This window comes from Sphingomonas phoenicis (assembly GCF_047238005.1).
In the GTDB taxonomy this organism is placed as follows: domain Bacteria; phylum Pseudomonadota; class Alphaproteobacteria; order Sphingomonadales; family Sphingomonadaceae; genus Sphingomonas.
Genome location: NZ_JBDFMC010000002.1, coordinates 1,499,289 through 1,521,180, shown reverse-complemented (window position 1 = coordinate 1,521,180; position 21,892 = coordinate 1,499,289). Strand labels below are relative to the sequence as shown.

Genomic DNA, 21,892 nt, shown 5'->3' with positions numbered 1-21,892 from the left:
CCCTCCGCTGCCGAGGGGCCGGATCATGCTGGCTGGCGACCGCCGAGGCAACCGGCGATACAGTGTCAGTCGCCGGGATCGAGGCGATCATGCAGCAGGCGGGCGACGGGGATGTCGGCGGGCGCGAGATCGAGCCGTGCCAGGTCCGCCGCGGTCGCCCAGTGCACCGCGTCGTGCACGCTGAGGGCGATGGTGCCGGCATCGATCCCGACCAGCACCGCCACCAGTTCGATCGCCCCGCCCGGATAATGGTGCAGGTTCCGCATCAGTATCCGGCCGGCCACGGTCGCGATGCCCAGTTCCTCGGCCAGTTCGCGGACGATGCAGGCCTCCACCGTCTCGCCGGGCTCTACCTTGCCGCCGGGAAATTCCCACAGGCCGGCCATCTTCTGTCCCGGGGCACGACGGGTGACCAGCACGCGCCGATCGTGGATGATGATGGCGGCGGCCACTTCGGGAACATCGATCATGGCCGGGGCATGGCACCGGCAAGGCGGGTGCGGCAATGGCGATGCTGGCCGATCGGCAACACCGATCGGGCCTTGTGCGGCATCATCGATTTACTGCTTCACCTTGTCACAAAACCGTCGTCTTTACCGCGCAACGGCCTGCACGAGCCGGAAAACAGGGGGAATGACGATGGCCTATGCCAAAGCCGCGATGCTGCGCGGGACGTATCTGACGATGCTGGGAGCCGCCGCGGGCGTGGCACTGGGCGCGACGGCCGCGATGGCGCAGACGACGGCTCCGTCCGCCGATGCCGCGACGGCCCAGCCCGATACGGCGGCGCCGCCTGAGGCCGGGACCGACGAGGAGGCGTCGGACATCATCGTCACCGGATCGGCCCGGCGCCAGCGGCGCTTCGACGTTTCCTATGCGATCAACTCGCTGAGCCAGGACGACGTCAAGCGGCTGGCGCCGCTGAACTTCGCCGACCTGCTCGGCAAGCTGCCGGGCATCCAGGTCGAGGCGACCGGCGGCGAGGTACAGAACATCACCCGCATCCGCGGCATCCCGACCGACGACGGCTATGCGGTGTTCCAGCAGGACGGCCTGCCGCTGTTCCACGACATCAACGGCAACTTCTTCCGCGGCGACAGCCTGAACCGGTACGACCTGATGACGTCGCGGGTCGAGGTGGTGCGCGGCGGCCCGGCGCCGATCTTCGCCAGCCAGGCGGCGGCGATCGTCAACAACATCACCGTCACCGGCACCGACACGCCGCACGGCAAGGTGCAGGTGACCGCCGGGACCACCGACCTGTACCGCCTCGACGCGATGCAGTCCGGCCCGCTGGGCGAGCGCACATACTACGCGGTCGGCGGCTTCCTGCGCCGCGACGGCGGCCAGCGCGACAACGGCTTCCCTAACGACCGCGGCGGCGAGATCCGCGCGAACATCAAGCACGACCTGGACAACGGGTCGGTGCGCCTCAGCGTCAACTACCTGAACGACCACAACACCTTCTACCTGCCGATCCCGGTCGCCGATCCGCGCAACCCGTCGGTGTCGCTGAACCGGTACATCGATTTCTTCCACGGCACGCTGAACTCGCCCGCGTTCCGCGGCGTGACGCTGAAGTACCGCGACGCCGCCGGCGTGGTGCAGAGCCAGACGCGCGACCTCGCCGATGGCCGGCACATGGAATACGGCAATATCGGCCTGCAGTACGAGGGCGAGTTCGGCGGCTGGAACGTGGCGGCGAAGCTGGGCTACACGCGCGGGCGGCTGAACTTCGACGCGCTCTATTCCACGTCGAACCCGGTCGATGCCACCGTGTTCGCCAACGGGTTCCGCACCGCCGCCAACGGTGCGTTCGGGACCACCGCGGTGCCGGTCGCGCGGCTCGGCTATGCGATCGCGGGCACCAACGGCGCCGTCGCGTACAATCCGGCCGCCGATGCCGGACTGGTGGTGCAGGCGCAGTATCGCGGTGTCGGCTCCAGCTTCTATTCGGGGCAGGGCGACCTGAGCGCCACGCGCAAGTTCGAGACCGGGTTCGGCACGCACGACCTGCGGCTGGGGCTCTACGGCTCGGCCTATGGTCTGTCGAACAAGGCGATCTATCAGGATTACCTGATGGAGGTGCGCGGCAAGCCGCGGACGCTGGATCTCGTCGCCTATTCGGCGACGGGTGCGGTGCTGGGATCGGTGACCGACCGCGGCGTGCTCCGCTACGGCACGACGCTGAACCAGGGTGATGTCGATTCCACCGTCTACTCGGTCTATGCCAACGACACGTGGGAGGTGCTGCCGGGGCTGCGCATCGACGGCGGCATCCGCCACGAGTGGTACCATATCGAGGGATATGGCCTGACCTCGACCTCGGTGAACCTGGGCGACGCGGCGACGCTGGCGGACAATGCGGTGCGCAGCTTCACCGGCGCGCGCCAGTCCCGCACCGGCACCCCGGTCACCACCAACTGGACGATCGGCGCCAATTACGACGTCAGCGACCATTTCGGCGGCTATGTCCGCGCATCGCACCTGGAAGTGCCGCCGCAATCGAGCAGCTTCTATGGCATCGATCCGGTCATCATCAAGACGAAGGCCGACCAGTACGAGGCGGGGCTGAAGACGTCGTTCGGCCGCAACTACCTGTACCTGACCGGCTTCTACACGAAGTTCGATCCGTTCAACGCGTCGTTCGTCGCGTTCAACCCGGTCACCGGGCGCAACGACCAGGCGGTGCCCTTCATCGGGCAGGCGGAGGTCAAGGGCGTCGAGGTCGACGGCACGCTGGCGCCGGTCGACTGGTTCTTCGTGTCCGGCTCGTTCACCTATCAGGACCCACAGTACAAGAACCTCGCCAACAGCTCGGGCGCGGATCCGACGGCGGTGAACGGCAACCAGATCATCCGCGAGCCCAAGGTGTTCGGCAACGTCCGCCCGACCCTGTCGTTCGACGTCGGTGGCGACGGGGTGGAGGTGTACGGCCGGTACGAATATACCGGCCGCCGCTTCGTCGACCTGTTCAACAACACCCGGCTGCCGGCGTACAACACGTTCGGGCTGGGTGCGACGCTGACGCATGACGGCTTCCAGTTCCAGGTGGTCGGCGACAACATCTTCAACAACAAGGGCCTGACCGAGGGCAATCCGCGGACCGACCAGCTGGACGGACAGACGACGCGCGACGCGATCTATGGCCGGCCGATCTTCGGACGGAGCGTGCGCTTCATCGTCAGCAAGGCCTGGTGATGCGCGGCGCGTGGCTGGCAACGGCGGCGGCCATGGTCGCCGCCGCGCCGGCCGCCCCCGCCCCGGTGCGCGACGCGCATCTGGCGGCGCTGGCGATGCGGCTGTTCCCGACACTGACGTCGGCGGGCAGCCCGCTGGCGTCCACGGCCAGCGGCACCGCCCGTCGCGACCGGATCGCCGCCTGTGCGGGGGTGCCGGCGTGCGTGGTCGATGCCGCGATCTGGCGCGACGACGAGCGCGACGCGCTGGCGGCGGCGAAGGCCGCATCGGCGGATGCGATCCGTCGCGAGATCGACGGGCTGAACGAGATCCTGCGGGTGTACGGCGTCGGCAAGCTGCCGCGCTATCCGTTGATCGACGGGTCGGACGCGCCGTTCGGCAGCCCGGACTTCGCGGCGAAGGTCGCAGATGCGGTGACGCTCGGCACGGCGCAGCTGGGCGATCCGGCGGTGATGGGCGATCATAGCCTGGCACTGGCGCTCGCCCTGCTGGACGCGAACGACAAGGACGCGGCGATCGCGTTCGAGCCGCTGGACCAGCGCTACAACGCCGCGGCGATGGCGCGGGCGCGCACGGTCGACTGGTCGCGCTATCGCTACACCGCGATCATCGCGCTGGGGATCGGGCCGGACGAGCCGGCGACGCCGCTGAGTGCGAAGGGCAAGCTGAACGTGCGGCTGGCGGCGGAACGCCTGGCGCAGGGGCTCGCCCCGTTCATCATCGTGAGCGGCAGTGCCGTCCACCCCCGCGACACCCCGCATGTCGAGGCGATCGAGATGCGCCGCGCGCTGATCGAGCGGTTCGGCGTGCCCGCGAACGCGATCGTCGTCGAACCCTATGCCCGGCACACGACCACGAACCTGCGCAACGCGACGAGGCGCCTGATCGCGATGAAGGCGCCGCTGGACCGGGACGCGCTGGTCGTCAGCAACGTGGCGCACAGCGCGGCGATCGGCAGTCCCGGTTTTGTCGAGCGCAACCGTCGCGAGCTGGGATACCAGCCGGGCGAGGTCCGCAGCCGCGTGTCGGCGAACGACGTGGCATTCCGGCCCTCTGCCGACTCGTTGCGCGTCGATCCGGCCGACCCGCTCGATCCATGAGGCGGCGGCGCTAGCCCGCCGCCGCGCGCCGTTCCCGCTGTTTGGCGGCGAGTGCCGCTTTCCAGCCGCGGGCGCGCCACCACATGATGATGCCGGTGACGGCCAGCACCGCCGGCAGGATGCCGCCGACGAAGATCACGACCTGCCACACGATGCCCATTCCGTCGCCGTCGTGGATGCGGCGCATCAGGCGGGCGATGCCGTTCTGCGGGCGGGCGGCCGCGGCGGTCGCCGGCGTGGCGGTGCCGGTGTCGTCGGCCACCTTGATCTGGCGGGGAGCGTCTTCACCGGCGAAGGTCACCGTCCAGTCCGGGCTCTTGTCGGTCGGCCAGGCGATGCTGCGGAGAGGCGCGCCGCCGGCCAGCGGCGCCGCCCCGCCGACCACCCGTGCCACCGACTGGCCGGGCGCGGCCAGCGGCTGCGCGCGCATCATCGCACCGCGATCCGGGCCGCGCGGGGCGGCACCCTGGCCGGTCAGCCCGGCGAAGAAGGCGGGAAAGCTGATCCAGGCACCGGTCAGCGACAGTACGAAGAGTGGCAGGGCGACCCAGAAGCCCATCAGATAGTGTAGGTTCGTGTCGGTGTTGCGATGCCGGCGATAGCGCAGTCCGCGCGCCCATTTGCCCACCGTCGGCCACCATAGCCACAGGCCGGTGAAGCACGAGATCATCATCGCGACGCCGATCCAGCCGACGATGCTGCGGCCGACCCCCGGTACCTGCAGGCTGCCGTGCAGGACGTGGAGGAAGCGGACGAGGCCGCCACGGCTGGACGCCACGTCCAGCACGCGGGCGGTGGGGGGATCGAGATAGACGTTGGTCCGCTGCGGCGGTCCGCCCTGCGGCTTCGCCCCCGGCGCGGGTGGCGGCGCGGCGGCGACGACGACGGGGCCGCCGTGATCGGGCAGGGTCAGCTGCGCGACGCGGTCGCCGGGCTTCAGCACCCCCCACGCCGCGGTGACATAGGCGTCGGGGGAAAGCAGCGTCGTGCCGCTGGTCGCGAAGCGTGCCGGATTCACCAGCCGGTCGAGTGCATCGTGCCACACCAGCGCGGCGCCGCTGAGCGAGATCGGGATGATGAGGATCGCCAGGATCAGGCCGATCCACTTGTGCACCTGGAACCAGGTCCGGCGCCATGCCAGCTTGTCCATCGTCATCCCCCACGTCCCCACGCCATACCGCTCTGTGCACAGCGCGCTATTGCAAGTCAATCGCAGATAAATCCGGTTCGATCAGGCGTCCGCCCAGCGGCGCAGGAGGTTGTGGTACACGCCGGTCAGCTGGACGACGGCGGCGTCGCCCTGTCCGCGATCGGCGGCGACCGCCTGTACCGCGCGGTCCAGTTCGAACAGCGTCCGCCGCTCGCCGTCGTCACGGACCATCGACTGGAGCCAGAAGAAGCTGGCGGTACGCACGCCGCGCGTGACCGGGGTGACGCGGTGCAGGCTGGAGGCCGGGTAGAGAACGAGATGGCCGGCCGGCAGCTTCACCACCTGCGGACCGAACTGGTCCTCGATCACCAGTTCGCCGCCGTCGTAGTCGGCGGGATCGTCGAGGAAGAGCGTGGCCGACAGGTCGGAGCGGATGCGGAAATCGGTGCCGCGCTTCGTCCGGATCGCATTGTCGACGTGGAGGCCGAAATCCTGCCCGCCGGCATAGCGGTTGAACAACGGCGGAAAGACCTTGAGCGGCAACGCAGCGGCGACGAACAGCGGGGTGCGGCCGAGCGCGTCGAGCACCAGCCCGCCGGCCTCCCGCGCCGCCGCCGAGTCTTCGGGCAGCTGCCGGTTGCGCTTGGCGAGCGCGGCCTGCGGGCCGGAGGTGACGTTGCCGTCCACCCACTCCGCCGCATCGACGATCGCGCGCACCCGCGCCACGCCGGCGGCATCGAGAACGTCGGGGATGGCGATCAGCATGGCATGGCTCCGGTCTCCTTCCCGCCCCGCCCCGGGGGGAGCGGGCGGGAAGAAGTAGCAGAGGTCAGAAGCTGTAGAACAGGCTGAAGACCGCCTGGCGCCGGTCGCCCGGCATTGCCCAGCCGCCCGTGACCACGCCGGTCGTGGCATTGATGTTGTTGCGCACGTTGGTCAGGTACTTCTCGTCGGTCAGGTTCTGAATGTTGAGCTGTGCGGTCAGCCCGCCCCCGAAGGTGTAGGCCAGATAGGCGCGGTGGATCAGATAGTCGTCGGCCTTCAGCGCGGTGGGGTTCGCGAGGTTCGGCACATAGGTGGTGAACGAACCCTGGTAGGTCAGGCCATAGCCGACCTCCAGACCGAACGGCAGCTTGTAGGTGGTGAACAGGCTGCCCGAATGCTCGGGCGTCTGGACCAGCCGTGCGCCGCGCTGCGGATCGGGGTTGGCGGCGGAGTTGCCGCAGCCGGTCGATCCCGGTCGCGCCAGGCAGAAGTCGGACACCGATTGGCGTACCTCGCTGTCGAGATAGGTGTAGTTGGCGAAGATCGTCCAGGCCGGGGTGATGTTGCCCGATGCGCCCAGCGCGATGCCGTCCACCCGGCTGCGGCCGTCCAGCACCTGCACGGTCGGCAGCGCGGGGTCGTTCGACGGGATGCGGTAGTTGGTCCGCTCGTTCCGGAATACCGCCGCGGTCAGCTCCAGCCGCCGGCCGAACAGCCCGGCCTTGACCCCCGCCTCGTAGTTCTTCGCCGTTTCCGGCGCGACGGCGCAGGTGTCGGTGACGATGGCGTTCGACACGCTGACGCAACCGGCGCGGACCGAGATCGACGACGGCGTGCGCGCGTTGCCGTAGCCGGCGTAGAGGCTGACGTCCTGCACCGGGTGGAACACGCCGCCGACCCGGTACGAGAACAGCTTGTCGCGGTTCACCTGCGGCGTCTGCAACGCCGCGACCGGCTGGGTCACGCCGGGTGCGAGCACGGTCAGCGGCAGCGCGCGGAAGGTGGACTTCTGGTATTCCCAGCGGACGCCGCCGTTCAGTTCGAAGTAGCGGCCCAGTTCCAGCGTATCGAACGCGTAGACGGCGACGTTCCGGCTGCTCGAGGTCGACACGGCGGTCGTCACATAGTTGATCGGTCCGCGATAGACGGTATCGGGATTGGCGATCGACAGCAGCGGCAGCGGCGTGGTCGCCGATCCGTTGGCGTTGCGCAGCAGCGAGCCGGTGGTGATGTCATAATCCTCCACCATCGCCGACGCGCCGATATTGGCGACGTTGCGGATGCCGCCCTTCTCGCCATGCTCCAGCCGCAGGTCGGTCTGGTTGGCCAGCAGCTGGTTGACCTGATCCCGGACCAGCCCGCGGGGACCCGACGGCAGCCACTGGCCGGCGGGGATGGTGATCGCCGAGGCGCCGGTGCCCGAGGTGCAGGCCAGGCCGGTGGCGACGGTGGCGCTGGTCGATACCGGCTGGCGCCCGGTGCCGGCCAGGCAGAAGGTGCCCTGCGGCGCGCTGGTCACGCTGTACTGGCCGACGCGCTGCCACCGGGTCAGGTTGCGGACCGACACATGCTCGTCGGCGCGGTGGCGCAGCGTCGCGGTGAAGCGGTCGACCGTGACCTGTTGCTCGTCGAGGTTGCGATAGCCGTAATAGTCGCTGCGGTCCGCGCCGGTGATGATCCCGCCGACCAGTCCGTTGTCGAAGAACGGGACGCCATATTGCGGCGTGTTGTCGTCGCGCTGGTGGACATAGGCGAGCGTGAGGCTGGTCGGTCCGTCGATCCCGATCGTCACCGATGGTGCGACGCCCCAGCGCTCGTACTTCTCGACATCGCGGCCGGGAATGTCGTTGTGGTGATAGGCACCGTTCAGCCGGACGGCGACCAGATCGGAGAGGCGCTTGTTGGCGTCGACCGCGCCGCGATAGTAGCTGTCGGTGCCGACCGACGCCTGAACGATCGTCAGATCCTCGGCGCGGGGTTCCTTGGTGACGAGGTTGATCGTGCCGCCGACGCTGCCCGATCCGTTGAAGACCGAGTTGGCGCCGTTGTAGACCTCGATCTGCTGGATGTTGAACGGATCGGTGCGGCTGTATTGCGCGCTGTCGCGGATGCCATCGATCGTAATGTCGTTGTTCGCCGAATAGCCGCGCAGGTTGATGCTGTCGCCGTAACCGCCACCGCCCTCGCCCGCGCCGAAGGTGATGCCGGGCACGGTCTGGAGCACGTCGCGCAGCGTCTGCAGGTTCTGCTTGCGGATGACCTGGTCGGAGATGACGGTGATCGTCTGCGGCGTGTCGAGGATCGCGGCCGTCGCCTTCGGGCTTTCGACGGTGGCAGGAGCGGCCTGCGCGGCGCCGGTGACCACGATGTCGTCGCGGCCGAGATCGCGCTTGCCGTCCTGCGGATCGGCAGCGGGCGCGGCGGTGGCGGTCGCCACGGGGGCGGCCGCGGCGGGAGCGGTGGCGAGGAAGCCGACGCACGACAAGGCGATGAACGATGCGGACGATGTGGACACTGAAACCCCCCTTTGTTGAGGGCCGGCTAATGCGAGTCGTTCGCACTGTCAACGCTATTGCGAGTGACTTTCATCTTTGTCGCAGAGTGTGTCGATAAACAGCCATGTTCTCAGCGCGCTGGCGAGATTGGGCGCGTCCGCTTCCTGGATCCGGAGCGCATCGATCCGGGCGACCAGCGCCGACAGCGGCAGCCCCCGCGCCACCGCCGCCTGCTCGAGCGCGAGCCAGAACGGCGGCTCGAGGCTGATCGACGTCTGGTGGCCGGCGATCGTGATCGATCGCTTGACCGGCCCGACGAAGCCCGCCGGCGGCCGATCGACTGCGGCGGTCAGCGGTTGGTCCTGAGCCGCAGCGCGACCGAGCGGGCATGGGCGGGCAGCCCCTCCGCCTCCGCCAGCGCGATCGTCGCCGGGCCGAGTTCGGCGAGCGCGGTCTCGTCCAGACCCAGGAAGCTGGTCCGCTTCATGAAGTCGAGGACCGACAGGCCGCTGGCGAAGCGGGCGCGGCGACCGGTGGGCAGGACGTGGTTGGGCCCGGCGACGTAATCGCCGATCGCCTCCGGCGTGTGCCGGCCCAGAAAGACGCTGCCGGCGTGGCGGACGCGGGCGAACAGCGCATCGGGATCGTCGACCGCCAGCTGCAGATGCTCGGGTGCCAGGCGGTCGACCAGCGGCATGGCCGCGGCGAGCGACCCGACCACCACGATGGCGCCGTTCGCGTCCCACGCCTGGCGCGCGACGGCACCGGTCGCCAGCGTGGCGAGCTGACGCTCCACGGCGGACGCCACGGCATCGGCGAAGGCGGCGTCGTCGGTGAACAGGATCGACTGGGTGACGATGTCATGCTCCGCCTGGCTGAGCAGGTCGGCGGCGATCCATTCGGGATCGTTGGCGCGGTCGGCGACGACCACGATCTCCGACGGGCCGGCGACCATGTCGATGCCGACGACGCCGTAGAGCTGGCGCTTCGCCTCGGCGACCCACGCGTTGCCGGGGCCGGTCACGACGTCGACCGGCGCGATCGGCCCGGCGCCGTAGGCGAGGGCGGCCACCGCCTGCGCGCCGCCGACGCGCCACACCTCGTCCACCCCGGCGAGGTGCGCGGCGGCGAGGACCAGCGGGTTGATCGTGCCGTCGGGCGTCGGCGTGACCATCGCCAGCCGGGCCACCCCGGCGACCTTGGCCGGGATCGCGTTCATCAGCAGCGACGAGGGATAGGCGGCGCGACCGCCGGGCACGTAGAGCCCGGCCGCGTCCACCGCGGTCCAGCGCGCGCCCAGCCGGACGCCGGCATCGTCGCGGTAGTCGGTATCGGCCGGCCGCTGCCGCTCGTGATAGGCACGGATGCGGGTGGCGGCGAGATCGAGCGCGGTGCGCAGGCCGGGTTCCAGCGCGTCATAGGCGGCGGCGCAATCGGCGGCGTCGATCCGCCAGCCGGTTACGGCCAGATCGTGACGGTCGAGCCGCAGCGTCAGCTCGGCCACCGCCTCCTCGCCCCGTTCGCGGACCGCCGCGACGATCGCCGCCACGTCGCGGGCGACATCGGCCGATGCCTCGCGCCGGGCCTCTACCAGGGTGGTGAAGGCGTCGGCGAAGCCGGGGGCGTCGGCGTCGAGGCGGATCATGCCGCCACCTGTCCGGCGACGGCGCGGCGGAACGCCTCGACCAGCGGGACGACATCGGCGCGGGTCTTCATCGCCGCACGGTTGACGACCAGCCGGCTGGTCACGTCCATGATCCGCTCCACCTCGACCAGGCCATTCTCCTTCAGGGTGCGGCCCGAGGATACCAGATCGACGATGCGCGGCGCGAGGCCGAGCGTAGGGGCCAGCTCCATCGCGCCGTTCAGCTTGACGCACTCTGCCTGAACGCCGCGGCGGGCGAAGTGGGCGGCGGTGACGTGCGGGTATTTGGTCGCGACGCGGACATGGCTCCACCCGCGCGGATCGTCCCGTTCGGCCAGCGCCACCGGCTCGGCGACGGAGAGGCGGCAATGACCGATCGCGAGGTCGACGGGGGCGTAGAGTTCTGAATAGTCGAACTCGGCCAGCACGTCCGATCCGACGATGCCCAGCTGTGCGGCGCCGTGCGCGACGAAGGTGGCGACATCGAAGGCGCGCACGCGGATCAGTTCGATCCCGGCGACGTCGGTGGCGAAGCGCAGCGCCCGGCTGTCCGGATCGGCGAAGGCGGACTCCGGACGGATGCCGGCGGCGGCGAGGAGCGGCAGCGCCTCTGCCAGGATGCGCCCCTTGGGCACGGCGATGATGAGGGGAGCGGGCACGCGGCGGGCCTTATCGGGGCAAGGGGGCGGGTGCAACGGGCGCTCAGATCCCCCAGTCGCGCATCGCCGCGATCACCCCTGCCGGGTTCTCCCAGGGGACGAAGTGGCCGGCATCGACCTTCGCCACGGTCAGGTCGGGGACCAGTGCGTCGAGCCCGTCGAGCTGGACCGGCAGCAGCGCCTTGTCGCCGGTGCCCCACACGACCAGCGTCCGCTGGGTCACGGACGGGAAGGGCGCGGCGAGGAAGGCGGGGCGGGGCGGATCATCGCCGGGGGCGGGGACGACGATCGACGAGGCGCGGTACCAGTTCAGCATCGCCGTCATCGCGCCGGGTTGCGACCATTCGTCGAGATACGCGGCCTTGTCCTCGCCCGCGATCGCCCGGGTGACATGATGGGCGAAGTTGCTGCCGAAGAAGCGCTCCAGCCCGGTGCCGACCAGCCCCTTGTCGAGGTTCGTGTCGCGGAAGCGGGTGATATACTGGCTGGCGGCGCGCTGGTCGGCGTCGTCGAACAGCGAACGCTGGAAGATGAGCGGGTGAGGGGCGTTGACGATCACCAGCCGTTCGACCCGATCGGGCCGGGTCAGCGCCGCCATCCACGCCACCGCGCCGCCCCAGTCGTGGCCGACCAGCGTGAACCGGCCGATCCCCAGCGTATCGGCGAGCGCGATCAGGTCGCCGACGATCCGGTCGGGCGCATAATCCCCGACCGCGGCGGGCTTCGACGAGCGGGCATAGCCGCGCTGGTCCGGGGCGACGACGCGGTGGTCGCGGGCGAGGTCCGGCACGATGTGCCGCCACGTCCGGTGCGATTCGGGAAAGCCGTGCAGGAGGATGACGGCGGGCGCGTCGGCCGGTCCCGCCACCTGCACGTCCAGCTCGACGCCCGTCGACAGGGGAATGCGGGTCAGGGTCATGCGGCGTTCCTCCTCGTGTCGTCCAGCAGCCGGTCGAGATCGGCGGGGAAGATCGCCTCCGGCCAGTCCGCCAGTTCGGCGCGTCCGAACCAGCGCCAGCTGTCCAGCACCTGCATCTCCAGATCGGTCAGCGCGGCGCCGGCGATCTCGCAGGCGTCGAGGTCGACGCGGAAATAGCGTTCGTCGGCATCGACGTGATCGCCCTCGAACGTCACGAACTGCACCTGCCGGCGTGCCACCTGCGGGCCGCAGTCGAGCGTAAGACCGGTTTCCTCCCACAGCTCGCGCCGGGCAGCGTCCTCGTACGTCTCGCCATCGTCGACCTTGCCGCCGGGCGTGCACCACAGCGGTGGGCGGTCGGCGGGGGTGAAGCGGAACAGCAGCACCCGATCGTCCCGGTCGACCAGCAGGATGCGCGCCGCCGGGCGTGGCAGGCGGACGATCGCGTCGCTCACGCCGGATCGAGCTCGGGATAGTGGCGGAAGATGCCGTCGGTGTTGAAGCCGATGCGCCGGTCGCTGGCCAGATAGGCACGGATGCCGGGCAGCGCCGCCACCTGGTCGCGCAGGCGGACCAGCGCGGGATAGTCGGGCTCCAGCGCCGCCATCCGGTGCGGGAACATGTAGCGCAGCCCCTCGATCAACTGGAACAGCGAGGTGTCGGCATAGGTCCAGCGATGGTCGATCAGCCACTCGCCGGCGTTCGCCTTCATCGCCGCCTCGAAATGATCGAGGAACTTGGGCATGCGTTCCTCGCGGAACTGCTTCGCGGCGGTGACGGCGGCCTCGCGCTGATCCTCGTAATAGGCGCCGACGGATACGGGGTGATGCACCGCATGCACCTCTGCCACCATGTCGGCGATCGTCAGCTGCAGCTGCGACAGCCAGAGCCGGTCGGCCATGGCGGAGGGGGCGAGATCGTGCCGCTCGCCCAGGAACATCAGGATATTGGCGACCTGCGCGATGACGAGCCCGCCGCCGAGATCGAGATAGGGCGGGGCGAAGGGCGCACGGCCGGTGCGCGCGGCCATGTCGGCGATCAGCGCCTTCGCGCCCTCTTCCCGCGCGCGGTCGCGATAGGCCACGCCCGCCCCCTCCAGCGCGAGGCGGACGAACTCGCCGCGTCCCTGGATCGTCGGCCAGTACCACAGGTCATAGGTCATTCACTGTTCCCCGGGAGCGCGGGCGCGGATCGCCAGCGCGTGGACCCGGGTAGCCAACAGGTCGGCGAGCGCTTTGTTCACCAGCCGCTGGCGCGCGACCCGCGAGAGTCCCGAAAAGCTATTGCTTTCTATCTCAACGGAAAAATGTGTCTCACCGGTGCCATCGTCACCCATATGGCCGCGGTGCTGCGCGCTGTCGTTCGATACGACGAGACGGCTGGGCGACAAGGCGGCGGCCAGTCGATCGGCGATGACGCGATCGAGGGGGACGCCGTCGGAGGGCGGAGCGGCGGGATCGGTGGCGGTGCTGGTCATCGGCCCTATATAGCCCGTTTGGATCGCCGCAGGGAATGACGTGGCACAAGGTGCTGACAAGAAGGAACGGCCGGGCGCACGCTTTCACGGCCGGATGGAATCGAACGGACGGGTCTGTGCCGAGCCGGGGTGCGAGGAGCCGGGCGAGTTCCGCGCGCCGCCGCCGGAGGGCGCATCGACCGGCGGGCCGCCGCAATTCCGCTGGATGTGCCTGGACCATGTCCGCGCGTTCAACTCCCGCTACAATTTCTTCGACGGGATGACCGCCGAGGAGATCCACCACGCGCAGCGGCCGCTGGCGGGATGGGAGGCCGAGACCCGCGCCTTCGCCCGCGGGCATGGCGGCGGGCAGGGGCCGCGCTGGGCGGATTTCAGCGACCCGCTGGATGCGATCGCCGCACGCTACCGCCGCGAGCCGGCCGCCGACCGACCCGACGGCAAGCCGCTGTCGGGCGAGGACCGGTCGAACCTGAAGCTGCTGGGACTGGATGCCGCCGCCGACCGCTCGGCGTTGCGCAAGCGCTATTCCGAACTCGTCCGCCGCTATCACCCCGACCGCAACGGCGGCGACCGCAGCCACGAGGAGCGGTTGCAGAAGGTGATCGCCGCGTATCAGGCGCTGCGCGGGGCGCCCGCCTTCGCGTGAGGCGCCGCGGAAGGTAAGGCTAAGGTAAGGCGTAGATCACAACGACGACGCGGTGGTCGTCGGGCGACGGGCGATCGATCCGGCGATGTCAAAGAGCGGCCTTGGGCGACCTTACGCCGGGCGGCGGTTGTAGGACAGCGGCGCACGGCAGACGGGCGCCATCATCCCAGCAACGCGCGGCGCGCGGCGAGGAGCCTGCGTTCCCAGGCATCGAAACCCGGCGGGGGTGCGCCGGTGAAGCCGGCAAGCTGGTCGGCCAGCGCGCGCCGGAATGCCGGACGCGCCGTCGCCCGCTCCACATAGGCGACGAGCGCGGGGTGGGGATCCAGCAGCCCGTCATCGGCGACGATCCGCAGAACGGACGCCATCATCAGGTCGCCGGCGGTGAAGCGGTCGCCGTCGAACCACTCGCGCGGGCCAAGCCGCGCCTCCGCCTCTGCCAGCCGCTCCCCGACGCGCGCGACGATGGCGGGCAGGCGCGGCTTCGACCAGGGCTCCGTCGCCTCGAACAAGGTGGCGACGGCATGGTCCATGATCGGCGGCTCGACGGTGTTCAGGGCGGCGAACATCCATTCAAGCGCCCGCGCCCGCCCGGCGGCGTCCGCCGGCAGCAGACCGGGCCAGGTGTCGGCGATGTGGAACACGATCGCGCCCGATTCGAACAGCGTGAGGTCGCCGTGCTGGAAGGTCGGCACCTGCCCGAACGGCTGGCGGGCGCGGTGGTCGGCCTGCTTCTGCTGCCCCTGCGCCAGATAGCGGACGCGGTAGGGGCGCCCGACCTCTTCCAGCGCCCAGCGCACCCGCAGGTCGCGCACCTGCCCCCTGGCGAAATCGGGCACCCAGTCGAACGCCGTGATCTCGATCGCGGCACCGTCGTCGACCGGCATCACCGTTCTCCCTTGAGCCGCGTCGCCACCGCGGCGAGCTGGTCGGCGACGGCGCCCCAGCCGGCCTCGAAGCCCATGGCCTGATGGCTGTCGCGCGCCTCGGCGGTCCAGTGACGGGCGGACGCGGTGTAGCGGGTGCCGGTGCCTTCCTCCTCGAACGTGTCGAGGCGGACCATGAAGGGCTGTTGCGGCGCCCAGCCGGCGGCGAAGGCGTCGGTGGAGACGATCAGGCGTTCGGGCACGACCTCAAGATACACGCCCTCCAGCGGGTTCTCCTCCCCGTCCGGGCCGCGCAGGACCATGGCGGAGCGGCCGCCGGTGCGCAGGTCCATCGCGCGGATCTCGGTCGTCCAGGGACGGGGGCAGAACCATTCGGCGGTATGCTCCGTCCAGGCGCGCCACACCAGGGCGGGGGCTGCGTCGATGAGGCGGGTGACGGACAGTTCGTGGTTCATGCGGGTTCTCCGTCGGCGGCGGCCTCGACCGCGGCGATGTCGATCTTCGTCATGGTCATCATCGCCTGCATCGCGCGGGCGGCACGGGCGGTATCGGCATCGGTCAGCAGGTCGGGCAGGCGGCGGGGCACGACCTGCCACGACACGCCGAACCGGTCCTTCAGCCAGCCGCACTGGACCGGACGGCCGCCATCGGCGGTCAGCGCGTCCCAGTAGCGGTCGACCTCCGCCTGATCGTCGCACATCACCTGCAGCGACATCGCCTCGGTGAAGGTGAAGCCGGGCCCGGCGTTCAGCGCGACGAAGGGCCGGCCGGCGAGCGTGAAGGCGACCGTCAGCACCTGTCCGGCGGCGTTGCCGGGATTGTCGAGCGGGGAGCGGGTGACGGTGCCGATCGCGCTGCCGGGGATCAGACCGGTATAGAGGCGCGCCATCTCCTCCGCGGTGCCGTCGCAGCAGAACCAGGTGGTGACCTTGTCCGGGGTGCCGAAGCCGCTCATGCCGCCGCTCCCCGCCGCCCGACCAGCCCGAAGCGCGCGCCCTGCGGATCGGCGAGGACCGCCGAGAAGGCGCCGCCGGGGATCTCGTCGGGGCCCTGGACCAGCGTGCCGCCGCCGGCGGTGGCGCGGGAGACCGCGGCATCGATGTCGGGCGTCAGGAAATAGGTCTGCCAGCCGTCGGGTGCGCCGGGCGGGGTGCGCATCGCCGCGCCGACGGGCGTGGGGCCGTTGTAGAGGAAGCGGTACTCGCCCAGCGGGCCCATCGGCATCGCGCCGTCCTGCCGCCAGCCGAACAGGTCGACGTAGAAGGCGATGCCCGCATCCTGATCGGGGGCGGACAGCTCGATCCAGACGGCGTGGCCGGCGCGCGCCTCCGGCCCCTGCTCGAACGCGCGGCTGTCGCGCGCGCCATCGCCCTGCATGACGTAGAAGGGGTGGCCCTGCGGATCGGCGAGCATCGCCAGCCGCCCGGCGCCGGGCACCTCCATCGGCGGCAGTCGCAGCGTGGCGCCCGCCGCCTGCGCGGCGGCGACGGTGGCGTCGACGTCGTCGCAACCGATATAGACCAGCCATACCGGCTTGCCCGGCATCCCTGCCGGGCGCGGCATCAGCCCGGCGATCCGGTCGCCGTCCGGCGCAGAGACGATGCGATAGTCCATGCCCGGCATCTCGCCCGGCGCGATCGTCCAGCCGACGACATCGGCGTAGTAGGCCTGGGCGGCATCGGCGTCGTCGGCGATCAGCTCGAACCAGACGGGGTTGCCCTGTGCGTGCGCCATCTCAGGCCTCCAGCTCGTAGATCGGCTCGAACCCGCCGAAGATCATGCGCTTGCCGTCGAACGGCATGCCCAGATCGTGCATCCGCGGATCCTCCATCATCCGCGTCTCCGACGCGTCGGCGGTGGCGCGATCGGGCCAGACGATCCACGAGAACGCCACCGTCTCGTCCCCGGTCGCCTGCACCGCGCGGCGGAAGTCGGTGACCTTGCCGTCGGGCAGCTTGACGCCCCACGATTCGGTCATCGCCAGCGCGCCATATTCCTTCAGCAGCACGCCGACCTTCTGGCAGAGTTCGACATAGGCCGCCTTGTTGGCGGTGGGCACCGGCGTGACGAATCCGGAAATGAAGGTCATCGTTCCTCTCCTCGTTGACGTTCGTTCAGATGTTCAGGCGAGCGGGACGGCCCCGATCAGGCCGTGCCGGGTGGCGATCAGCAGCGCGGTCGCGACGAAGGCGGCCAGCCCGATCGACCATTCGCGGGCGACGCGCACCGCGTCAGCCCGCCGCCGGCGGCGCGGCCATCGCGGCAAGCGCGGCGTCGACGTCCATCCACATCGGGCCGAACAGATGGCCGTCCGGATCCTCGAAGCTGCGTCCGTACATGAAGCCGTGATCGTCGGGCGCGTTGACGTCGGCGCGTCCGCCCGCCGCCGCCGCCGCCTCGACGATCGCATCGACGGCGGCGCGGCTGTCCTGCGACAGGCAGAACAGCGCCTGTGCCGTCGCGTGCGCATCGGCGACGGGGCGCGGGCTGAACGTGCCGAAGAACTCGTGCGAGGTCAGCATGAAGACGATCGTGTCCGAGAATTGCATCGACGCCGCCCGGCCGGGAGTACTGAAGCGTTCGTCCCTGGTCGCGCCGATCGCGGTGTAGAAGGCGGCGGACGCCTCCACATCCCTGACCGGCAGGTTCACGAAGATCATCGGTTGCATGTCCGCCCCTCCTTCGACTCGCTGTTTGCGTTGGATGCGCGATTCGGTTAGTAAAAGCAACTATGAAGTTAGAAAAAGTAACTGACGAGGCCCGGGCGACGGCGAAGCGGTGGTACGACGATGCGTGCGGCACCGCGCACGCGCTGGAGCTGGTGGGCGAGCGCTGGTCGCTGCTGATCGTGCGCGAGCTGATGTTCGGGCCGCGGCGCTTCGGCGAGATCCGCGCCGCGCTGGCCGGGATCAGCGCCAATGTCCTGACCCAGCGGCTGGGCGGGCTGGAGGCCGCCGGCGTCCTCCGGCGCGAGAAGCTGCCGCCGCCGGCGGCCGTGCAGGTCTATCGCCTGACCGAGTGGGGGTACGAGGCGGAGGGCGCGATCCAGGCGCTGGGCCGCTGGGCGGCACGATCGCCGGATCACGACCCGACGCTGCCGATCTCGCCTGCGTCGATCATGCTGTCGTTCCGGACGATGTTCGATCGCGGGCGTGGCGACTGGCACGGGGCGATCGGTTTCCGCTTCGGCCACGAAGCGTTCGTCGTCCGCGTCGCCGACACGCTGGAGGTGACGCGCGAGGAGCCGGCCGGGGTCGCGCAGGTGGTGCTGACCACCGAGCCGACGATCGTCGCCGCGTTCGTATACGGCAAGGTGCCGCTGGAGGCGCTGCCGATCGCGGTCGCGGGCGATGCCGGCGCGGCGCTCGATTTCGCGCGGTTGTTCGTGCTGCCGCCGAAAGCGTCGGTTGAGTAGGGAGCCGACCTTGGCCTAAGACGTTCGGGCCATGGCCATGACCGATATCCCCAACACCCAGCCCGCCCCCTTTGATCATAACCGGCGCGAGACGACGATCCTCGACGCCCCCGACAAGGTGGTGAACGTGCGCGACGCGTTCGACATCGACCTCGACATGGAGGTTCCCGCCTTTTCCGAGGCGGACGAACGCGTGCCCGACCTCGACCCCGCCTATGTCTTCGACCGCGAGACGACGCTGGCGGTGCTGGCGGGCTTCGCGCACAACCGCCGCGTGATGGTGCAGGGCTATCACGGCACCGGCAAGTCGACGCATATCGAGCAGGTGGCGGCGCGGCTGAACTGGCCGTGCATCCGGATCAACCTGGACGCGCATATCAGCCGCATCGACCTGATCGGCCGCGACGCGATCGTGCTGCGCGACGGGCAGCAGGTGACGGAGTTCCGCGAGGGGCTGCTCCCTTGGGCGCTCCAGACGCCGACCGCGCTGGTGTTCGACGAATATGATGCGGGCCGGCCCGACGTAATGTTCGTGATCCAGCGCGTGCTGGAGACCGAGGGCAAGCTGACCCTGCTCGACCAGAACCGCGTGATCCGGCCGAGCCCGTGGTTCCGCCTGTTCGCGACCGCCAACACGGTGGGCCTGGGCGACACCAGCGGGCTGTACCACGGCACGCAGCAGATCAACCAGGGCCAGATGGACCGCTGGAACATCGTCGTCACGCTGAACTACCTGCCCGCCGCGGTCGAGGCGCGGATCGTGCTCGCCAAGTCGGGCGAATACGACAAGCCGGACGGCAAGAAGACCGTCGATGCGATGGTCCGCGTCGCCGACCTGACGCGCAAGGGGTTCGTCAACGGCGACATCTCGACCGTCATGAGCCCGCGCACCGTCATCACCTGGGCGCAGAACGCGCTGATCTTCGGCGATGTCGGGCTGGCGTTCCGCCTGTCGTTCCTGAACAAGTGCGACGAGGCCGAACGGCCGCTGGTGGCGGAATATTACCAGCGCGTGTTCGGCAAGGACCTGCCCGAGAGCGTGGTGATGCGGGGTTAGGCCCAGATGGACAAGGCCGAGGCTCTGAAGCGGCTCCGCGCGCGAGAGGCGGACCTGCGCGCCCTGGGAATCGAGCGTCTGTCCATTTTCGGTTCGACCGCGCGCGGGGAGGATCGACCCGACTCGGACGTCGATCTGGCCGCCATCATGGATTATGATCAGGTGAGGACGCTGGGGCCGTTTGGCTTCTTCGGTATCGAGGACCGGCTCGCCGAGATGCTGGGCGGCGTGAAGGTGGACCTGGTCACCGAACCGAGCCGCCGCCCGCGCCTGCAGGCCCAGATCGATCGCGACCGCATCCATGTATTCTGAGCGGACCCGCCTGTTTCTGACCGATGTCGTGGAAGACGCGAACCTTCTTCTGTCCTACGTCGCGGGAATGGATGAGCAGACGCTGGCGGCGGACGAGAGGACGTTGCTGGCGGTGGAACGGCTGTTGCAGCGTATCACCGAAGCGGTGATCCAGATCGGCCCGGACGATATGGCGCGCATCGATCCGGACCTGCCGGTCCGCAATATCCGCGGTCTCGGCAACCGCTTGCGTCACGACTATCGCAACATCGATCCTGCGCTGCTTCTGCGGACCGCCCGCGACGAATTGCCGGTGCTGGTCGCTGCCGCGGAAAGAGCATTGGGTAGCTGATGGCCAACGAAACCCCGCTCGACCGGTTCAAGGCCGTTCTCGGCGGCGCCGCGCGCGCGCTGGCGGACGAGCCGGAGGTGGAGCTGGCCTTCACCGCCGACCTGCCGGTGCAGTCGGGCAAGCATCTGAAGGTGCCGATGCCGGCGCGCGCGCTGCCCGCGGAGCAGGTGGCGGAGGCGCGCGGGTTCGCCGACGGGTTCGCGTTGCGCCTGAAGCTGCACGACCCCGGGATCCACCTGCGTGCCGCGCCCGGCGATCCGGTGGCGCGCGCGGTGTACGACGCGGTGGAGACGGCGCGGATCGAGGCGCTGGGCAGCCGCGGTTACGAGGGGATCGGCGACAATCTGGCGCAGGCGCTGGAGATGCGGTTGAAATCTGATCCGATCGCGCGGGCGCGGACCCGGGCGGAGGTGCCGCTGTCGACCGCGCTGGGGCTGCTGGTGCGCGAGGCGCTGACCGGCCGCCCCTCGCCCGCGGCCGCCGATGCGGGCCTCGGCATGGTGCGCGACTGGGTGGATGAGCGCGCCGACCTGTCGGCACTGGCGCTGGCGCTGGACGACCAGCGCGCGTTCCAGGCGCTGGCCAACAAGCTGCTCGCCGACCTGGAACTGGTCGAGGGGGAGCAGGAGCCCGAGGAGAGCGACGAAAGCGGCGAAGACGACGATGACGGGCAGGACGATCCGTCCGAAGGCGACACCGACGATGCGGCCGAGGGCGGGGAGGCCGAGGGCGAGATGGAAGCGCGCGGCGAGGAGCGCGAGGCGGAGGGCGAGGGCGACGACCAGCAGGACTCCGATCAGGAAGCCGGCGACGACATGGACGGCGAGCCCGGCGACGAGGGTGACGATGGCATGCAGCCGGTGCGCCCGAACCGGCCCGGCAATGACACGGCGCCGCAGTTCGACTACAAGCCATGGACGACCCAGTTCGACGAGGTGGTGACCGCCACCGACCTGTGCGATGCGGACGAGCTGCTGCGGCTGCGCGGTTATCTGGACCAGCAGCTGGCGCATCTGCAATCGGCGGTGTCGAAACTGGCCAACCGGCTGCAGCGGCGGCTGATGGCGCAGCAGAACCGCAGCTGGGATTTCGACCAGGAAGAGGGGATGCTCGACGCCGCGCGGCTGGCGCGCGTCGTCGTCAGTCCCGGCCAGTCGCTGAGCTACAAGGTCGAGCGCGATACCGATTTCCGCGACACGATCGTCACGCTGCTGATCGACAATTCGGGATCGATGCGCGGGCGCCCGATCTCGATCGCCGCGATCTCGGCCGACATCCTGGCGCGCACGCTGGAGCGGTGCGGGGTGAAGACCGAGATACTGGGCTTCACCACCCGCGCGTGGAAGGGCGGGCAGAGCCGCGAGACGTGGCTGGCCGCCGGCCGCCCGCCGCAGCCCGGGCGGCTGAACGACGTTCGCCACATCGTCTACAAGAAGGCCGACGATCCATGGCGCCGCGCGCGCCAGAATCTGGGCCTGATGATGCGCGAGGGGCTGCTGAAGGAGAATATCGACGGCGAGGCGCTGTTGTGGGCGCACAGCCGCCTGATCGCCCGGCCCGAGGATCGCCGCATCCTGATGGTGATCAGCGACGGCGCGCCGGTCGACGATTCGACCCTGTCGGTGAACAGCGGCAGCTATCTGGAGCGCCATCTGCGCCAGGTGATCGGCTGGATCGAGGCGAAGAGCCCGGTCGAGCTGATCGCGATCGGCATCGGCCACGACGTGACCCGCTATTATGCCCGCGCCGTGACGATCATGGATGCCGAGCAGCTGGGCGGTACGATCATCGAGCAACTCGCGTCGCTGTTCGACGCCGACTGACCTTCCGGAG

At 69.8% G+C, this 21,892-nt stretch carries 25 protein-coding genes; 8 read left to right on the top strand and 17 right to left on the bottom strand.

Annotation, left to right across the window (positions count from 1 at the left end):
- Window positions 1-65: 65 nt before the first annotated feature.
- Entirely contained in the window at window positions 66-470 is a 405-nt protein-coding gene (locus ABC319_RS08540; protein WP_413069809.1) for a (deoxy)nucleoside triphosphate pyrophosphohydrolase, read from the bottom strand.
- 214 nt (window positions 471-684) lie between these two features.
- Between ABC319_RS08540 and ABC319_RS08535 the strand changes: the two genes are divergently transcribed.
- Window positions 685-3,201, top strand: a complete 2,517-nt coding sequence (locus ABC319_RS08535; RefSeq protein WP_413071659.1) for a TonB-dependent receptor — start codon at window positions 685-687, stop codon at window positions 3,199-3,201.
- The gene (locus tag ABC319_RS08530) at window positions 3,201-4,301 is read left to right on the top strand and encodes a YdcF family protein (RefSeq protein ID WP_413071658.1); all 1,101 of its coding nucleotides are present in this window, start codon (window positions 3,201-3,203) and stop codon (window positions 4,299-4,301) included. The genes ABC319_RS08535 and ABC319_RS08530 overlap by 1 nt, the downstream gene beginning before the upstream one ends.
- 10 nt (window positions 4,302-4,311) lie before the next feature.
- Here ABC319_RS08530 and ABC319_RS08525 read toward each other — a convergent pair whose 3' ends face one another.
- The 10 genes from ABC319_RS08525 to ABC319_RS08480 all read right to left on the bottom strand — a co-directional run bounded on the left by ABC319_RS08525 (window position 4,312) and on the right by ABC319_RS08480 (window position 13,411).
- Window positions 4,312-5,451, bottom strand: a complete 1,140-nt coding sequence (locus ABC319_RS08525) for a PepSY-associated TM helix domain-containing protein (RefSeq protein ID WP_413069808.1) — start codon at window positions 5,449-5,451, stop codon at window positions 4,312-4,314.
- Window positions 5,452-5,532: 81 nt separating this feature from the next.
- Window positions 5,533-6,216, bottom strand: coding sequence for a Fe2+-dependent dioxygenase (locus ABC319_RS08520; RefSeq protein ID WP_413069807.1), 684 nt, complete (start codon window positions 6,214-6,216; stop codon window positions 5,533-5,535).
- 64 nt (window positions 6,217-6,280) lie between these two features.
- Window positions 6,281-8,731: a TonB-dependent receptor gene (locus ABC319_RS08515; RefSeq protein ID WP_413069806.1), complete on the bottom strand. Its 2,451-nt coding sequence runs from the start codon at window positions 8,729-8,731 to the stop codon at window positions 6,281-6,283.
- 54 nt (window positions 8,732-8,785) lie between these two features.
- Complete coding sequence (locus tag ABC319_RS08510; RefSeq protein ID WP_413071657.1) at window positions 8,786-9,064, bottom strand: ribbon-helix-helix domain-containing protein; 279 nt, start codon at window positions 9,062-9,064, stop codon at window positions 8,786-8,788.
- Window positions 9,061-10,356, bottom strand: coding sequence for a histidinol dehydrogenase (hisD, locus tag ABC319_RS08505; protein ID WP_413069805.1), 1,296 nt, complete (start codon window positions 10,354-10,356; stop codon window positions 9,061-9,063). The genes ABC319_RS08510 and hisD overlap by 4 nt, the downstream gene beginning before the upstream one ends.
- The gene (gene hisG / locus ABC319_RS08500) at window positions 10,353-11,015 is read right to left on the bottom strand and encodes an ATP phosphoribosyltransferase (protein WP_413069804.1); all 663 of its coding nucleotides are present in this window, start codon (window positions 11,013-11,015) and stop codon (window positions 10,353-10,355) included. Before hisG ends, hisD begins: the two co-directional genes overlap by 4 nt.
- Before the next feature lie 43 nt (window positions 11,016-11,058).
- Window positions 11,059-11,934, bottom strand: a complete 876-nt coding sequence (locus ABC319_RS08495) for an alpha/beta fold hydrolase (RefSeq protein WP_413069803.1) — start codon at window positions 11,932-11,934, stop codon at window positions 11,059-11,061.
- On the bottom strand, window positions 11,931-12,389 hold the full coding sequence (locus ABC319_RS08490) for an NUDIX hydrolase (protein WP_413069802.1): 459 nt from the start codon (window positions 12,387-12,389) through the stop codon (window positions 11,931-11,933). Before ABC319_RS08490 ends, ABC319_RS08495 begins: the two co-directional genes overlap by 4 nt.
- On the bottom strand, window positions 12,386-13,096 hold the full coding sequence (locus ABC319_RS08485) for a glutathione S-transferase (protein WP_413069801.1): 711 nt from the start codon (window positions 13,094-13,096) through the stop codon (window positions 12,386-12,388). Before ABC319_RS08485 ends, ABC319_RS08490 begins: the two co-directional genes overlap by 4 nt.
- Window positions 13,097-13,411 carry a BolA family protein gene (locus tag ABC319_RS08480; RefSeq protein WP_413069800.1) on the bottom strand — a complete coding sequence of 105 codons (315 nt, stop codon included), beginning with the start codon at window positions 13,409-13,411 and terminating at the stop codon, window positions 13,097-13,099.
- A gap of 94 nt (window positions 13,412-13,505) precedes the next feature.
- On the opposite strand from ABC319_RS08480, the gene ABC319_RS08475 reads away from it, so the two are divergent.
- Window positions 13,506-14,057, top strand: a complete 552-nt coding sequence (locus ABC319_RS08475) for a J domain-containing protein (protein ID WP_413071656.1) — start codon at window positions 13,506-13,508, stop codon at window positions 14,055-14,057.
- A gap of 161 nt (window positions 14,058-14,218) precedes the next feature.
- On the opposite strand, the gene ABC319_RS08470 is transcribed toward ABC319_RS08475, so the two are convergent.
- The 6 genes from ABC319_RS08470 to ABC319_RS08445 form a co-directional block, all read right to left on the bottom strand.
- Entirely contained in the window at window positions 14,219-14,944 is a 726-nt protein-coding gene (locus tag ABC319_RS08470; RefSeq protein ID WP_413069799.1) for a glutathione S-transferase family protein, read from the bottom strand.
- Entirely contained in the window at window positions 14,944-15,399 is a 456-nt protein-coding gene (locus ABC319_RS08465) for an SRPBCC family protein (RefSeq protein ID WP_413069798.1), read from the bottom strand. Before ABC319_RS08465 ends, ABC319_RS08470 begins: the two co-directional genes overlap by 1 nt.
- On the bottom strand, window positions 15,396-15,899 hold the full coding sequence (locus tag ABC319_RS08460) for a VOC family protein (RefSeq protein ID WP_413069797.1): 504 nt from the start codon (window positions 15,897-15,899) through the stop codon (window positions 15,396-15,398). The genes ABC319_RS08465 and ABC319_RS08460 overlap by 4 nt, the downstream gene beginning before the upstream one ends.
- Window positions 15,896-16,678 (bottom strand): VOC family protein, encoded by a 783-nt coding sequence (locus tag ABC319_RS08455; RefSeq protein ID WP_413069796.1) that lies wholly within the window; start codon window positions 16,676-16,678, stop codon window positions 15,896-15,898. Before ABC319_RS08455 ends, ABC319_RS08460 begins: the two co-directional genes overlap by 4 nt.
- Window position 16,679: 1 nt before the next feature.
- On the bottom strand, window positions 16,680-17,033 hold the full coding sequence (locus ABC319_RS08450) for a DUF1428 domain-containing protein (protein ID WP_413069795.1): 354 nt from the start codon (window positions 17,031-17,033) through the stop codon (window positions 16,680-16,682).
- Window positions 17,034-17,175: 142 nt separating this feature from the next.
- A complete protein-coding gene (locus ABC319_RS08445) occupies window positions 17,176-17,613 on the bottom strand; it encodes a VOC family protein (protein WP_413069794.1) in 438 nt (145 codons plus the stop codon).
- A gap of 62 nt (window positions 17,614-17,675) precedes the next feature.
- Here ABC319_RS08445 and ABC319_RS08440 point away from each other — a divergent pair, with 62 nt between their 5' ends.
- The 5 genes from ABC319_RS08440 to cobT are packed head-to-tail and all read left to right on the top strand — an operon-like array spanning window position 17,676 to window position 21,882.
- Window positions 17,676-18,359 carry a winged helix-turn-helix transcriptional regulator gene (locus ABC319_RS08440; protein ID WP_413069793.1) on the top strand — a complete coding sequence of 228 codons (684 nt, stop codon included), beginning with the start codon at window positions 17,676-17,678 and terminating at the stop codon, window positions 18,357-18,359.
- Window positions 18,360-18,396: 37 nt separating this feature from the next.
- Window positions 18,397-19,416, top strand: coding sequence for a cobaltochelatase subunit CobS (gene cobS / locus ABC319_RS08435; protein WP_413071655.1), 1,020 nt, complete (start codon window positions 18,397-18,399; stop codon window positions 19,414-19,416).
- Between the two features lie 6 nt (window positions 19,417-19,422).
- Complete coding sequence (locus tag ABC319_RS08430) at window positions 19,423-19,728, top strand: nucleotidyltransferase family protein (RefSeq protein ID WP_413069792.1); 306 nt, start codon at window positions 19,423-19,425, stop codon at window positions 19,726-19,728.
- Window positions 19,718-20,059 carry a HepT-like ribonuclease domain-containing protein gene (locus tag ABC319_RS08425; RefSeq protein ID WP_413069791.1) on the top strand — a complete coding sequence of 114 codons (342 nt, stop codon included), beginning with the start codon at window positions 19,718-19,720 and terminating at the stop codon, window positions 20,057-20,059. The genes ABC319_RS08430 and ABC319_RS08425 overlap by 11 nt, the downstream gene beginning before the upstream one ends.
- Window positions 20,059-21,882, top strand: a complete 1,824-nt coding sequence (cobT, locus tag ABC319_RS08420) for a cobaltochelatase subunit CobT (RefSeq protein ID WP_413069790.1) — start codon at window positions 20,059-20,061, stop codon at window positions 21,880-21,882. The genes ABC319_RS08425 and cobT overlap by 1 nt, the downstream gene beginning before the upstream one ends.
- The last annotated feature ends 10 nt before the right edge of the window (window positions 21,883-21,892 follow it).

Excerpts from the sequence above, each read along its gene's own strand:
- ABC319_RS08540 (WP_413069809.1), bottom strand. The coding sequence starts at position 470 with ATGATCGATGTTCCCGAAGTGGCCGCCGCCATCATCATCCACGATCGG.
- ABC319_RS08535 (WP_413071659.1), top strand. The coding sequence starts at position 685 with ATGCTGGGAGCCGCCGCGGGCGTGGCACTGGGCGCGACGGCCGCGATG.
- ABC319_RS08530 (WP_413071658.1), top strand. The coding sequence starts at position 3,201 with ATGCGCGGCGCGTGGCTGGCAACGGCGGCGGCCATGGTCGCCGCCGCG.
- ABC319_RS08525 (WP_413069808.1), bottom strand. The coding sequence starts at position 5,451 with ATGGACAAGCTGGCATGGCGCCGGACCTGGTTCCAGGTGCACAAGTGG.
- ABC319_RS08520 (WP_413069807.1), bottom strand. The coding sequence starts at position 6,216 with ATGCTGATCGCCATCCCCGACGTTCTCGATGCCGCCGGCGTGGCGCGG.
- hisD (WP_413069805.1), bottom strand. The coding sequence starts at position 10,356 with ATGATCCGCCTCGACGCCGACGCCCCCGGCTTCGCCGACGCCTTCACC.
- ABC319_RS08495 (WP_413069803.1), bottom strand. The coding sequence starts at position 11,934 with ATGACCCTGACCCGCATTCCCCTGTCGACGGGCGTCGAGCTGGACGTG.
- ABC319_RS08485 (WP_413069801.1), bottom strand. The coding sequence starts at position 13,096 with ATGACCTATGACCTGTGGTACTGGCCGACGATCCAGGGACGCGGCGAG.
- ABC319_RS08480 (WP_413069800.1), bottom strand. The coding sequence starts at position 13,411 with ATGACCAGCACCGCCACCGATCCCGCCGCTCCGCCCTCCGACGGCGTC.
- ABC319_RS08475 (WP_413071656.1), top strand. The coding sequence starts at position 13,506 with ATGGAATCGAACGGACGGGTCTGTGCCGAGCCGGGGTGCGAGGAGCCG.
- ABC319_RS08470 (WP_413069799.1), bottom strand. The coding sequence starts at position 14,944 with ATGCCGGTCGACGACGGTGCCGCGATCGAGATCACGGCGTTCGACTGG.
- ABC319_RS08465 (WP_413069798.1), bottom strand. The coding sequence starts at position 15,399 with ATGAACCACGAACTGTCCGTCACCCGCCTCATCGACGCAGCCCCCGCC.
- ABC319_RS08460 (WP_413069797.1), bottom strand. The coding sequence starts at position 15,899 with ATGAGCGGCTTCGGCACCCCGGACAAGGTCACCACCTGGTTCTGCTGC.
- ABC319_RS08455 (WP_413069796.1), bottom strand. The coding sequence starts at position 16,678 with ATGGCGCACGCACAGGGCAACCCCGTCTGGTTCGAGCTGATCGCCGAC.
- ABC319_RS08450 (WP_413069795.1), bottom strand. The coding sequence starts at position 17,033 with ATGACCTTCATTTCCGGATTCGTCACGCCGGTGCCCACCGCCAACAAG.
- ABC319_RS08445 (WP_413069794.1), bottom strand. The coding sequence starts at position 17,613 with ATGCAACCGATGATCTTCGTGAACCTGCCGGTCAGGGATGTGGAGGCG.
- ABC319_RS08440 (WP_413069793.1), top strand. The coding sequence starts at position 17,676 with ATGAAGTTAGAAAAAGTAACTGACGAGGCCCGGGCGACGGCGAAGCGG.
- cobS (WP_413071655.1), top strand. The coding sequence starts at position 18,397 with ATGACCGATATCCCCAACACCCAGCCCGCCCCCTTTGATCATAACCGG.
- ABC319_RS08430 (WP_413069792.1), top strand. The coding sequence starts at position 19,423 with ATGGACAAGGCCGAGGCTCTGAAGCGGCTCCGCGCGCGAGAGGCGGAC.
- ABC319_RS08425 (WP_413069791.1), top strand. The coding sequence starts at position 19,718 with ATGTATTCTGAGCGGACCCGCCTGTTTCTGACCGATGTCGTGGAAGAC.
- cobT (WP_413069790.1), top strand. The coding sequence starts at position 20,059 with ATGGCCAACGAAACCCCGCTCGACCGGTTCAAGGCCGTTCTCGGCGGC.